The organism is Pseudomonas sp. LB3P81 (genome assembly GCF_054897965.1).
In genome coordinates this window covers 368,814-380,324 of sequence record NZ_JBUBVG010000001.1, presented here as the reverse complement: position 1 = coordinate 380,324, position 11,511 = coordinate 368,814, and the positions used below count along the sequence as shown (strand labels likewise).

The window sequence follows — 11,511 nt, the reverse complement described above, 5'->3', positions numbered from 1 at the left end:
GCAATTTACCTTCGGCTTACGTAACAGGAGATTTATCTAAGACACTGAAGCACAAATGAAAACGGCCTGGACAGGGCCAGGCCGTTAACAATTGTAAAAGTACGCTTATTTCAGAACAGCGAGTGCCGCTTCGTAGTTCGGTTCCTGACCGATTTCGCTGACCAGCTCGCTGTGCAGCACGTTGTCATTTTCGTCCAGCACCACGACGGCACGGGCGGTCAGGCCTTTCAGTGGGCCATCGGCGATCGCCACACCGTAGTTCTCGATGAACTCGGCACCGCGCAGGGTCGACAGGTTCTGTACGTTTTCCAGGCCTTCGGCGCCGCAGAAACGGGCCTGGGCGAACGGCAGGTCAGCGGAAATGCACAGCACCACGGTGTTGGCGACGTCGTTGGCCTGGGCGTTGAACTTGCGAACCGACGTCGCGCAGGTCGGGGTGTCGACGCTTGGGAAGATGTTCAGCACTTTGCGCTTGCCGGCGAAGTTCGCCAGCGTCACGTCGGACAGATTGCCGGCAACCAGGGAGAAGGCTGGTGCCTTGGAACCGGCTTGTGGCAGTTGGCCGTTGACTTGAACCGGGTTGCCTTTAAGAGTGACTTGAGCCATGAACGGAGTCCTTCTGAACGTTGGATTGGAGAATTTTGAAGAGGCCGAAGTTAACCACGAAATGGTCCGGTGACCTATGGGTGGATACAAATTGGGAAGTGTCATCCCCAAACTGGATACAACACCGATTCACTGTAGGAGCAGCCGGTCGACGCTCGATTGCTCGCGATGGTCTTTAACGAAAACGCGTGTTTACTGGCTAAGCGCGGCGCTCTTGAGTCCATCGCGAGCAAGCTCGCTCCTACAGAATCTGCGTTAGCTCAGTAATCGCAACATATTGCGATGCCGCGCCTCGAAAATCCGCCGCATGTACCCGTTGACCATCAACCATTCCAGAGGCGCACCGCCAATCGCCGCATACGTCACACGGTCGGTGTACAGCGTACCGCCCTCTCCCGTGGCCACCCGATGTTCATGACGAAAGGCAGCCATCGGCCCCTTGAGCATTTCGTCGATGAAATGTCGGTCGCCGACTTCACGGATCACCACCGTCCAGTTTGCCGGGATGACATTGAACATCCAGTGCCGAAAACGGAACTGGCGACCGGCTTCGATACGCAGGTTACTCAGGTCGATATCACCCAGCGGGGTGATACGTTCGGGAAAGATCTTCGGGAAATTCACGCCTTCCAGACAGAAATCGAGGACTTCTTCGGGCGTACGGTCGGGGATGAGCGTGGTGAGTTCCAGGGTGGGCATGAGATCGCATTCCGTTGTTCGATGGATGGGCTGGCCAGACATGACTAATAACGAAATGAATGTCGAAAATTAACCGTCGAATCCCGTCTGCGACGTTTTTTGAAACATTGTCGATCTGGCGAATCACCAATCGACCATACAGTGAATCATTCAAATCCAGAGGACACACCACCATGCGATTCATGATCATTGTCAAAGCCAGCCCGGACTCCGAGGCGGGTGTCATGCCCAGGGAAGAACTGCTGACCGCGATGGGCAATTACAACGAGGAACTGGTCAAGGCCGGGATCATGCTCGCCGGCGAAGGTTTGCACCCGAGTAGCAAGGGCGCCCGCGTGCAGTTTTCCGGAAACCAGCGCACGGTGATCGACGGTCCGTTTATCGAAACCAAGGAGTTGATCGCCGGCTACTGGCTGTGGCAGGTGAAGTCGAAAGAGGAAGCGATCGAGTGGGTCAAGCGCTGCCCGAATCCGATGCCGGGCACTGAAGCCGAGATCGAGATTCGGCAGGTGTTCGAGGCGGAGGATTTTGGTGCCGAGTTCACGCCGGAACTGCGGGAACAGGAGGAACGGTTGCGTGAGCAGGTGAAGCGCTGAACAGCAACGTAAAAGCGTGATCACGCCCTTCCCTTTTGTCAGCGATGGACGTGATCGAGCGCTTGTCACGAAACCCGCTTTCCGTGTTCCCACGGCTGGCGGGTTTTGTCGTTTCTGCTGCACACCAAAACCAACGAATTAATCCCTTCGACTGGATAACCCGCCGGCAACTGCTAACGTCATCAGACGTGTCCTACAGGCTTGATAGGAAAGAGATTACGCAGTGACAGCCGCCAAATGCCGAGTAGACCGATGAGCCACCATGGAACCGGGGAATCATGTCGAAGAATCCAGGAGCGAGCGCCCTTTTGTTGGCGACCTCAATAACTTCTGCCGTTTGTGCCCACGCAGACAACGCCGACACGGCCAACAAAAGTAACAACCCGTTGAACCTCGCGCCGGGGATGAACCTGCTGGACTACTACACCCCGAAGTACTACGACTCCAATATCCACACCAACGACGTGCTGGTGCGTGGCACGCTTCCGATTGCGCCCAACAGTTTCATCGGCGTCCCACAATTGCTGCGCGCCACTGCACCCATCAGCACACGCCCCGACCCGCACGGCGGGTATAGCACCGGTGAAGGTGATCTGAACCTGATCGATATCTTCCTGCTCAAGACCGATGGCGTGCAGTTGGGCATCGGCCCGCAGATCACCGCGCCTTATGCCGATAAGGACGAGCTCGGCACCGGCAAATGGCAGGCGGGGCTGGCAGCCATTGCGATTGATTCATCGCCCCGTGGTTTGCTCGGTGCGCTGGTGCAATACCAGAGCTCTTTCGCTGGTGAGAGTGACCGCCCGCATGTCGAATCGGCCACCTTGCAGCCGTTTATCACTCACAACCTGAACGGAGGCTGGTACCTGCGCTCAACCGCCACCTGGACCTTCGACCTGAAGAACGACACCCATTACATCCCCCTCGGTCTGGGTGCCGGCAAGGTCTGGAAATCCGGGGCCAATATCCTCAACACTTTCATCGAACCGCAGTGGACCGTCGACCACAAGGGTGACGGCTTGCCGCAGTTCACGTTGTTCTTCGGGATCAACGTCACCTTCGGCCAATGAGGACTTCACTATGCACGGTGCACTTCGCGCTGCCGGTTACAGCCTGATGATCATGTTCGTGAGTTGCGGCGTAGGCGCTCAGGACGTCAGCGCCGGTCAGAAAACAAACTTCACCCCCAACCCTGAAGAAGCCGAGGATACTGCGGTCGTCGTGTCCAACGCCGACACGCTTTACTCCTTTGTCCGGATGGATCTGCGCGCAGAACCGGTGGTGCTGATCGTGGTGCGTGGGCCAGGGATATTCGCGAGGTGATGCGCGCGGATGAGGAGTAACGTCGTACCTGAATGCCGCCTTCGCGAGCCTTGCTCGCGAAGAGGCCCTCCGCCTCACGCATCATTTGGATTTGAGCTTCAAATACGACTGATGCAAGTCCGAAGCCCAGCCATCGATCACGCCTTTCACGTCATCGGCCTTCATGACCTGAGATTCATTTTCCAGCGGTTTACCGGTGCCCTTGCGCACCACCTGGGCCAGGACTTTATTGTTGCCGCCATCGAGAAATACCGCCTCCGTAGCCAGGTCGGTTTCCTGATCACGAATACCGCTGGCGGTACTCACCGCCGCCGCGACCAGCGCAATCGGGATCACTTCATAAGGCTTCAGTCCTTCGGTCTTGCTGCTGACGGCAGTGATCGCGGCACGCACCACAATCACCCCCGGGCCAGGGCCTGCGGCCAGAGGCAGGGATTTACCTATTTCGCGTTTGAGCGCCTGATCGTAATAACTGGTGATCCCGTTCAGGGTGGACTGAGGAATACTCACGGTCGGCTGAGGCTTGGGATACAGTTGGGTCGGCTCGATGTACACGCTTTTGAATTTATTGATGTCGAGCTTAGGATCGATCCAGCGCATCACCACCGCCCCCGAAGGTGACTTGGCTTCCTTGAGCTGGCTGTAATCCTTGAGAAACCCCGAATACTGGTCCGGCTCGACTTTGGTGCTGGCGCAGCCAACCACGCCGATCGAAGCAATGCACAGTGTGCTCATCATTAATGCAAACTTCATGCGGTAACTCCTGTAAGTCGGTCGACCACGGTTTGGAAACAGGAGTTACAGGTATAGCCAATGCGGCGCGTTTTGTTGCGGGGAATTACAATATTCATCTATCACCGCGCAGCCTCTTCGCGAACAGGCTCGCAGTCCGGGTATCCGACGTGACGATGGCGGAACGTGAAGCGCAGATTGCCTGAAGTGAGGAACTTGAGATGATCGAGATTGTGCTGAATGGTTTGGGCGTGGAAAAGCCGGGTTGGGGGAAACCTCGACATCTGATCTGACACAGGTCCAATGTGGGAGCGGGCTTGCTCCGGGCGGCGCTCCAACGAAAGCGGTATGTCGGTTACATGAATGTTGAATGTGCCGCCGCCTTCGCGAGCAAGCCCGCTCCCACAGGGGATTAGCTGCGATCTCTAGGGATCAGGCTCTGCAACTGCTGCGCCAGAAAATTCGCGTCGAAGGCAAAGGTATCCGGGTCCTTCAAACCATTGGTCTTGCGCCACTGCCAACTGCTCGACGGCGGCAGGCATACCAGCGAAATGCTGCCATAGCGCGCGGCGGTCAGGCCCATCACGGCCAGGGAAATCTGCCCACCCGCGCCCATCACATCCGGCACGAACTCCACCGGTTTGCCGGCAATCACGATGCCCAGCTTCTCGGTCTTGAACGTCGACGTCTCGACCGGAACGCTCGGCCCCGAGGCGACATAGGTCTCACGGCTCACTTCCAGCAGGTTCGGTGCCTTGACCGGTTCCAGCCATTGCTGGATCTGATCGAACAGCTCGCCAATGCGCGTCGCCCACACGGCCGATTGCGACTCGAACAGTTGTTTTTTGTGCGCTTCGCTGTCTGCGTAGTGGCGAAGCATCTCGCCCAGTTGCTGTACGTCGTCCATTGCGGTGTTCCTTTGGTTGAAGCAGTGCTGCGGACTTTGAGCATGGCAGATGCGCGCGGCGGGCGTACAAGTCAATTGCACCGGCGGTCACATCACGGGACACTCGCGGCTCAGGGCAGCCATCAACAGGAGCACGTCATGCGCACCATCGGCCTTATCGGCGGCATGAGCTGGGAGTCCAGCGCCGAGTATTACCGCCTCATCAATCAACAGGTACGCGACCGGCTCGGGCCGTTGCGCTCGGCGAAATTGCTGATGTACAGCGTCGACTTCGGGCCTGTCGAACAGGCTCAGCATGCCGGCCGCTGGGACGATGCGGCAGTGATTCTGGTGGACGCGGCGCGGCGGCTTGAAGCGGGTGGCGCCGATTGCGTGGTGCTGTGCACCAACACCATGCACAAGGTGGCCGGGCAGATTCAGGCAGCGATCAATGTTCCGTTCCTGCACATCGCCGACCCGGCCGGTCAGGCGGCTGTCGAGGCGGGTGCGCTGAAGGTCGGACTGCTTGGCACGGCGTTCACCATGGAACAGGACTTCCTCAAGGAACGCCTGACGTCGATGGGGCTGACCGTACTGGTGCCGGAGGCCGAGGAGCGTCAGGCCGTGCACCGGATCATCTACGACGAGTTGTGCGTCGGGGTCATCAGCGAGGAATCGCGCCGGGTTTATCAGCAGGTCATCGAATCCCTGACCCAACGCGGCGCCCAGGCCATCATCCTTGGCTGCACTGAAATCGGCCTGCTGATCAAACCCGAGCACAGCGTCCTGCCCCTGCTCGACACCACCGAACTGCATGCGCAGGCGGCGGTGGCGTTCGCACTGGCTGAGTGACTCAACCGGCCTTGGGCGTGCGACGCAGACGCGCCATGCTCAAGGTATCCACCAACATGCCGTCACGCACGGCGTAGTCACGAAACAGGCCTTCGGTTTCAAAGCCGAACTTTGCGGTACAAGCCGATGGCCGCTTCGTTATCGGCGTACACCGAAAGCTCGACCCGTTGCAGGTTCATCCAGTTGTCAGCGATGTCCAGCGCGGTTGCCAACAGCTTCGAACCAACGCCCTTGCCCTGCCACGCCTCAGAGACGCCCATGCCGAAATTGGCGGCATGGCTGCGACGGATGCGCGAGAACTGCTCCAGGCCGATGTTGCCGATCACCTTCCCTTGATGCAGCGCTACCAGCTGTACATGGCGTTCGTTGCCCGGATCCAGGCGTTTGCGCCAGACCTCGGTGGATTGAAAGGGCATTTGCAGCACTTGCCGGGTAATCGCCGGCTCGTTGTAGAGCGCGGTGATGCCTTCGAGATGGGATTCGTTGAAGCGTTCGAGGGTGATGACAGCGTCAGTGACGGGCATGGGTGATTCATCCTTGAGACAGACATGGCCGCCCACTCTACAACGCATACTTCAAACATGGCGAGAACCCAATGTGGGAGCGGGCTTGCTCCGGGCGGCGTTCCGACGAAAGCGGTGTGTCAGTTGCGATCAATGTTGACTGATACACCGCCTTCGTCGGAACGCCGCCCGGAGCAAGCCCGCTCCCACATTTTTTGACAGTGATCAGCCTTCAAACCACTCTTGGCGCTCATTGAAGGTGTTCTGGATCAGCTCGACGATCATCTGTACCTGCGCCTCTTCCTGCGACTGCGCATTCACCGCCATCCACACCTGACGCTGCATCGGTTGGGCAAACAGCCCCGGCAATGCAATGAGACCGCGGTCAAAGCGACTCATGTAGCCGGGCAGCAAACCGATGCAGGCGCTGCAACGAATCATCTCCAGCAGCAGCTCATAGGAATGCAGCTGCACCACACCGGCCAGACGCTGGTCCACCAGCGCGTTCCACGGCACGAAACTCTCGACCTGACCGTGAGACCGCCATTGCACCAACAGGAAATCCGCGAGGTCATCAAGGCTGTCCGGACGCGACGCTGTGCGTGAGTAACGCTTGGCGATGTGCGGCAGGTAGTCGAGCCGCGCCAGGCGCTGGGGTTCGCTGACGGCAAAACTCGGGCCCGGCAGCGGCGAATCGGTGCCGGCCAGCCACACCACCACATCGGCACTGACCGCTTGCAGGGCCAGTTCGCTTTCAAGGGTGATGATGTCCAGGCGTACGCTGGCGTTGCGGCGCAACAAGGCCACCAGGTCGCGGCCGAGAATGTCGTGCAGGATCGACTCGGCGACCGCCAGCCGTACCAACGGTTGCTCGATCACGGGCAAATCGCGTTCATGGGCCAATGCAATCAACTGCGCCTGAAGCTGCAAGCCTTCAAGGCTGAGGGCGATGCCATTGTCGCAATGGCTGAACAGCGAACACTGCAGTTGCGTTTCGAGCTGCGCCAACTGTTTGCGCAGCAAGGTCGCCTTGATGTTGAGGCTGCGGGCCGCCTGCATGAAACAGCCGCATCGGGCACTGACCGTAAACGCCTGAGCCAGTTGCGGATCAATCGCGGCGACCTGCGCACGCCAGGACGGCGTGGTTTCTACCGGCGAACGGTACTCGGCAGGGCTTTGGCGCCCTGTGGTTTCCATGAATGACAACGATGACTCCCTGTCGATCTGTCCTTTGAAAACCTCATCTTGCGCACCGATGATGAATCTGGTGTGACAACCGCATCAAGCACTGGGCGCTTGTCGAAAACTCACGGCCAGGCGATTCCAGCTGTTGATGGTGGTGACCGCGATGGTCAGGTCGACCATCTCGCTTTCACTGAACTGCTCCCGGGCCTGCGCGTAGACGTTGTCCGGCACATGGCTTTCCGAGAGCAAGGTGACCGCTTCGGTCCAGGCCAGCGCCGCGCGCTCCCGTGGGTTGAAGAAGCCGCTGTCGCGCCAGACCACGATCGAATACAGGCGCCGGTCGGTCTCGCCGAGGCGCCGCGCATCCACCGAATGCATGTCGGTGCAGAAGGCGCAGCCATTGAGCTGCGAGGCACGGATCTTGATCAGGTGCAGCAGCGCCGGCTCGATACTCAGGTTGCTGGTCAACGCCTCCATGGCAATCATGGCTTTCATCGCTTTGGGCGACGCGCTGTAGTAATCCAGACGGGAAGTCATGGCGTGCCTCGTGGATCGTTTGAGGCTTTCACGGTAAGCGCTGATGCGCAGGCGTTACAGATCCAATTCAGCGAAATACCGGTGGACCACCCGGCAACAGGCCAATCCGCAGTTTTTCATCCACGCAACTACTGCGCAGCGGTGCTTGCGGGTAATCTGGCGCGACGCACACGCGCCTCAACCGCCCCAGGAGCCCCGCCGATATGGAACTTCATGTTGTCATCAACGGCCGCAAGGACCTGGCAGGCCAGTTGTACAACCAACTGCGCAGCGCCATCGAGTCCGGTCGTCTGACAGCCGGGACGCAACTGCCGCCCAGTCGTTTGCTGGCCGAACAGTTGGGCATCTCGCGCAAGACCATTTCCGACACCTACGCGCAGTTGACGTATGAAAACTTCCTGACCGGTGTGATTGGTAAAGGCACCTTCGTCAACGCACGGACCGCAAAAGCACTGCCCAAGCAAACGCATTCGCAGTTGGCGAGCGCCGAAGTCATCGAGTCATGGCGCAATCTGCCGGTGTTTTTGCGCCATCCGACGCTGGAAGGCTCGCTGCGCTATGACTTCATCGGTGGCGCCACCAGCAAGGGTCAATTCCCCCAGGACGATTGGCGGCGCTGCACCTCTCACGCCTTGCGCCAGATGGTCGGTTCCAAAGGTTTCTACAGCCTGCCCGAAGGCCTTCCGGCGCTGCGCAACGCGATCGCCCGGCATATCGCATTTTCCCGTGGAGTGAACTGTCAGGACGAAGACGTGGTGGTGTGCAACGGCGCGCAACAGGCGCTGGACCTGATCTCCCGCGTGATGACCCGCCCCGGCAGCGTCGTCGCCATGGAAGACCCCGGCTACCCGCCCGCGCGCCTGTTGTTCGGCAGCCACGGCGCCACGGTGATCGGCGTGCCGGTCGATGCCGAAGGCATCCAGGTCGACAAAATCCCCTTGGGCACCCGGCTGATTTATGTCACGCCGTCCCACCAGTTTCCGCTCGGCATGCCGATGAGCCAGGCCCGTCGGATAGCACTGCTGGAGCGCGCCTACGAGTTGGGCGCGATCATCATCGAGGACGATTACGACAGCGAATTTCGCTACGAAGGCCGGCCCACCGACTCCCTGCAAAGCATGGATGAGCGCGGGATCGTCGCCTACGTCGGAACCTTCTCGAAAACCTTGCTGCCGGAATTGCGCCTCGGTTACGCGATTTTGCCGCCGGCCATTCTCGAGGCAGTGATCCGCGCCAAACAACTCACCGACCTGCACACCTCCACCCTGCCCCAATGGGCACTGGCCAAGTTTATCGCCGCAGGCTGTCTGCTCAAGCATATCCGGCGCTGCCATACGATCTATGCCGGGCGTCGCGAGCGCATCCTGACGCGCATCGCAGGTGATCTGTCTCCCTGGTTCGAAGCGATCCCGAGCACGGCGGGATTTCACATGGCGCTTATGTGCAAAGTGCCTATCGATATGCCACTGGTGATCGAACTGGCGAAAAAGGTCGAAGTCGGGCTGTATTCCATCGACACCTTTTTCTATCAGCAAACGCCACAGGCCGGGCTTCTCATGGGGTTTGGCGCCATTGAAACCCTGGACATCGACACCGCCCTGGACCGATTGCGGGACATTTTGCAGCAGGTCGCCTGACAGATTGGTCTGGGTTTTTATCCGGCGATTGGCTATTGGCGGTCCCAGGGTGCGGGCCTATCCTGCATAAACGTTATCCCTCAATGAGCAGGATTCGTCCGGCCTGATTCAGGAGTGTGAGCAATGTCCAACGAAGTGATCAATACCGTAAAGGTGCAGGCCGCTGCCGGCCGCTCGGATGAACTGGGTAGGCAACTGCAAAGAATTGTCGAAACCCTGCGCGAACAACCGGGCTGTGAATCCTATATGGTCGACCGCTGCCCCGAGGACAGCAACCGCTGGAATGTCAGCGCCCGCTGGCAATCGGAAACGGCAATGCAGATGCATTTCAACAGCCCTGAAGTTCAAGGCTTTATCGGCCTGATCGACAGTCGACTGGCCAACGCCGTCGACTTCAACAGCTTTCCTATCGTCTAGAAAGTTAGGTCCCGGCTTGCGGTCATTCCTGCAGGGCAATGGGTACCCCTGCAAGAGCGGCCGCAAGCCGGGATCTTCACGTAACAAAGCCCCCGATTGGTCCCCTGGCCTTCCCGTAAATTGGCTGTTTGATTGCCGTCACTGGCGGACTAACGTTGTTCCTGACAACTAACCACCGCAGGTGATGAACCATGAAAGTTTTGCGTCTACTGGCGGCCCCAATTGCCGTCCTCGCCCTGAGCGTTTCTGCCTCGGCATTCGCCCACGCCCCCTCGGAAAAAGTCACGATCCTGCAAGACGAAGTACTGAAGAACGTCCCGGGCAAAAAGGCGCTGATGATTGAAGTTGATTACAAGCCAGGTCAATCCTCCATCGCCCACAAACACGAAGGCACGGCAATGGCTTACGTGATTTCGGGGTCGATCGTTTCCCAGGTGAAAGGCGAGCAACCGAAAACCTACAAGACCGGCGAGTATTGGTATGAACCGGCGGGCTCGGAACATCTGGTCTCGAAAAATGCCAGTGCGACAAAGCCTGCGAAGTTATTAGTGTTCATGGTCCTGTCCCCGGACGAAAAGGTTTTGATTCCCCTGGAAAACTGATGACTGAACGTACAGCCATAAATATAAAGGCCCGAATCATGAATTCGGGCCTTTATATTTCCTGACGTCATTAACGGCAATGGTTTAAACCAAACAAAACTATCGGTCACCTGACAAGTGCAGGAATTGGCTATTTCATTCTGCCGACACAGGTTTAGTCTGAAATCGGCAATTTTACTTAACGACTCAAGTTGTTTCACTGGAGAAACACCATGAAACTTTTACTTGTCAGCACCTTTACGTTCGCTGCTGTTTTGACCGGATGTTCAATCCCCACTGCACCCACGGCTGTATCTTCACTCGACGGCCTGTTCAGCGAACCGGTAGGCCGGAGCAGCGCCACCCGTGTCACCAACGGTGAGCATGTGTCAGTGGGCATCGTCTACAGCCGCAACACGCAGACCAACCGCGCCTACCTTCAGGATTACAGGGCAAATGCCGGCACCGGTTTTGGCCAGAGCCTGCTGGTGCAGCCCATTCATGACGCCTACGTCGCCACCTCCAATCCGGATCTGGCGGTGGACTGGGTCAAAGCGTCCCTGCAGCGTCAGTTCGGCTCGGTAACGGTCTACCCGGATATGCAAAGTCTCAGGGCAGCGAAACCCGACGTGGTGGCCATCGTCGATACGCGCAGTCAATTGATGACCTCGCGCAGTTCGGACATCGAGGCGAATGTCAGCGCTGATTTCTATGATACGAATCTGAATTACATCGGCACTGCCCGAGGGCATGACGCCAAGACACTCAGTCCGTTATGGGCGGACTATAAACGCAGCGAAGAAATCGTGGCGGATATTAACGAGCAACAGAATGTTCAGGTTCGCGCGTTGCAGAAATTCGATCAGTCCCTGTCCCGACTGCTCAGTCGCCCATCAAGTAACGTGTCGATGCTGGATAACAATCAAGGCTCTAAACTGCATTAACATTCACAACCTC

13 protein-coding genes and 2 pseudogenes are annotated in these 11,511 nt (G+C 58.3%); 8 read left to right on the top strand and 7 right to left on the bottom strand.

From position 1 onward, the window contains the following. Positions 1–105 precede the first annotated feature (105 nt). The gene (tpx, locus tag ACYZTL_RS01875; protein ID WP_034146655.1) at positions 106–606 is read right to left on the bottom strand and encodes a thiol peroxidase; all 501 of its coding nucleotides are present in this window, start codon (positions 604–606) and stop codon (positions 106–108) included. Between the two features lie 255 nt (positions 607–861). After that, positions 862–1,305 carry an SRPBCC family protein gene (locus tag ACYZTL_RS01870; protein WP_461950322.1) on the bottom strand — a complete coding sequence of 148 codons (444 nt, stop codon included), beginning with the start codon at positions 1,303–1,305 and terminating at the stop codon, positions 862–864. Positions 1,306–1,478: 173 nt separating this feature from the next. On the opposite strand from ACYZTL_RS01870, the gene ACYZTL_RS01865 reads away from it, so the two are divergent. From ACYZTL_RS01865 to ACYZTL_RS01855, 3 genes and pseudogenes are all read left to right on the top strand, one after another. Then, the gene (locus ACYZTL_RS01865; protein WP_461950321.1) at positions 1,479–1,901 is read left to right on the top strand and encodes a YciI family protein; all 423 of its coding nucleotides are present in this window, start codon (positions 1,479–1,481) and stop codon (positions 1,899–1,901) included. Positions 1,902–2,179: 278 nt separating this feature from the next. Then, positions 2,180–2,971: a hypothetical protein gene (locus ACYZTL_RS01860; protein ID WP_461950320.1), complete on the top strand. Its 792-nt coding sequence runs from the start codon at positions 2,180–2,182 to the stop codon at positions 2,969–2,971. A 10-nt stretch (positions 2,972–2,981) separates the two neighbouring features. Next, a pseudogene (locus ACYZTL_RS01855) lies at positions 2,982–3,188 on the top strand (DUF1254 domain-containing protein); the annotation flags it as partial. A gap of 117 nt (positions 3,189–3,305) precedes the next feature. Here ACYZTL_RS01855 and ACYZTL_RS01850 read toward each other — a convergent pair. After that, positions 3,306–3,977: a DUF3313 domain-containing protein gene (locus tag ACYZTL_RS01850; protein WP_461950319.1), complete on the bottom strand. Its 672-nt coding sequence runs from the start codon at positions 3,975–3,977 to the stop codon at positions 3,306–3,308. A 391-nt stretch (positions 3,978–4,368) separates the two neighbouring features. Then, positions 4,369–4,863 (bottom strand): hypothetical protein, encoded by a 495-nt coding sequence (locus ACYZTL_RS01845; RefSeq protein WP_461950318.1) that lies wholly within the window; start codon positions 4,861–4,863, stop codon positions 4,369–4,371. Between the two features lie 138 nt (positions 4,864–5,001). Between ACYZTL_RS01845 and ACYZTL_RS01840 the strand changes: the two genes are divergently transcribed. After that, complete coding sequence (locus tag ACYZTL_RS01840; protein WP_461950317.1) at positions 5,002–5,694, top strand: aspartate/glutamate racemase family protein; 693 nt, start codon at positions 5,002–5,004, stop codon at positions 5,692–5,694. Position 5,695: 1 nt separating this feature from the next. Here ACYZTL_RS01840 and ACYZTL_RS01835 read toward each other — a convergent pair. The 3 genes and pseudogenes from ACYZTL_RS01835 to ACYZTL_RS01825 all read right to left on the bottom strand — a co-directional run bounded on the left by ACYZTL_RS01835 (position 5,696) and on the right by ACYZTL_RS01825 (position 7,919). Beyond that, positions 5,696–6,218, bottom strand: a pseudogene (locus ACYZTL_RS01835) (GNAT family N-acetyltransferase). A gap of 204 nt (positions 6,219–6,422) precedes the next feature. Then, the gene (locus ACYZTL_RS01830) at positions 6,423–7,403 is read right to left on the bottom strand and encodes a LysR substrate-binding domain-containing protein (protein ID WP_461950316.1); all 981 of its coding nucleotides are present in this window, start codon (positions 7,401–7,403) and stop codon (positions 6,423–6,425) included. A 75-nt stretch (positions 7,404–7,478) separates the two neighbouring features. Continuing rightward, complete coding sequence (locus tag ACYZTL_RS01825) at positions 7,479–7,919, bottom strand: carboxymuconolactone decarboxylase family protein (RefSeq protein WP_461950315.1); 441 nt, start codon at positions 7,917–7,919, stop codon at positions 7,479–7,481. Positions 7,920–8,122: 203 nt separating this feature from the next. On the opposite strand from ACYZTL_RS01825, the gene pdxR reads away from it, so the two are divergent. From pdxR to ACYZTL_RS01805, 4 genes are all read left to right on the top strand, one after another. Then, positions 8,123–9,556, top strand: coding sequence for a MocR-like pyridoxine biosynthesis transcription factor PdxR (gene pdxR / locus ACYZTL_RS01820; protein ID WP_461950314.1), 1,434 nt, complete (start codon positions 8,123–8,125; stop codon positions 9,554–9,556). Between the two features lie 123 nt (positions 9,557–9,679). After that, positions 9,680–9,973 carry a putative quinol monooxygenase gene (locus ACYZTL_RS01815; RefSeq protein WP_461950313.1) on the top strand — a complete coding sequence of 98 codons (294 nt, stop codon included), beginning with the start codon at positions 9,680–9,682 and terminating at the stop codon, positions 9,971–9,973. Positions 9,974–10,164: 191 nt separating this feature from the next. Then, positions 10,165–10,575, top strand: coding sequence for a cupin domain-containing protein (locus tag ACYZTL_RS01810; protein WP_461950312.1), 411 nt, complete (start codon positions 10,165–10,167; stop codon positions 10,573–10,575). A gap of 212 nt (positions 10,576–10,787) precedes the next feature. Beyond that, positions 10,788–11,498: an ATPase gene (locus ACYZTL_RS01805; RefSeq protein WP_461950311.1), complete on the top strand. Its 711-nt coding sequence runs from the start codon at positions 10,788–10,790 to the stop codon at positions 11,496–11,498. Positions 11,499–11,511 lie beyond the last annotated feature (13 nt).

Bases quoted from the DNA above. Each gene is read 5' to 3' on its own strand.
- tpx (WP_034146655.1), bottom strand. From the start codon at position 606: ATGGCTCAAGTCACTCTTAAAGGCAACCCGGTTCAAGTCAACGGCCAA.
- ACYZTL_RS01870 (WP_461950322.1), bottom strand. From the start codon at position 1,305: ATGCCCACCCTGGAACTCACCACGCTCATCCCCGACCGTACGCCCGAA.
- ACYZTL_RS01865 (WP_461950321.1), top strand. From the start codon at position 1,479: ATGCGATTCATGATCATTGTCAAAGCCAGCCCGGACTCCGAGGCGGGT.
- ACYZTL_RS01860 (WP_461950320.1), top strand. From the start codon at position 2,180: ATGTCGAAGAATCCAGGAGCGAGCGCCCTTTTGTTGGCGACCTCAATA.
- ACYZTL_RS01850 (WP_461950319.1), bottom strand. From the start codon at position 3,977: ATGAAGTTTGCATTAATGATGAGCACACTGTGCATTGCTTCGATCGGC.
- ACYZTL_RS01845 (WP_461950318.1), bottom strand. From the start codon at position 4,863: ATGGACGACGTACAGCAACTGGGCGAGATGCTTCGCCACTACGCAGAC.
- ACYZTL_RS01840 (WP_461950317.1), top strand. From the start codon at position 5,002: ATGCGCACCATCGGCCTTATCGGCGGCATGAGCTGGGAGTCCAGCGCC.
- ACYZTL_RS01825 (WP_461950315.1), bottom strand. From the start codon at position 7,919: ATGACTTCCCGTCTGGATTACTACAGCGCGTCGCCCAAAGCGATGAAA.
- pdxR (WP_461950314.1), top strand. From the start codon at position 8,123: ATGGAACTTCATGTTGTCATCAACGGCCGCAAGGACCTGGCAGGCCAG.
- ACYZTL_RS01815 (WP_461950313.1), top strand. From the start codon at position 9,680: ATGTCCAACGAAGTGATCAATACCGTAAAGGTGCAGGCCGCTGCCGGC.
- ACYZTL_RS01810 (WP_461950312.1), top strand. From the start codon at position 10,165: ATGAAAGTTTTGCGTCTACTGGCGGCCCCAATTGCCGTCCTCGCCCTG.
- ACYZTL_RS01805 (WP_461950311.1), top strand. From the start codon at position 10,788: ATGAAACTTTTACTTGTCAGCACCTTTACGTTCGCTGCTGTTTTGACC.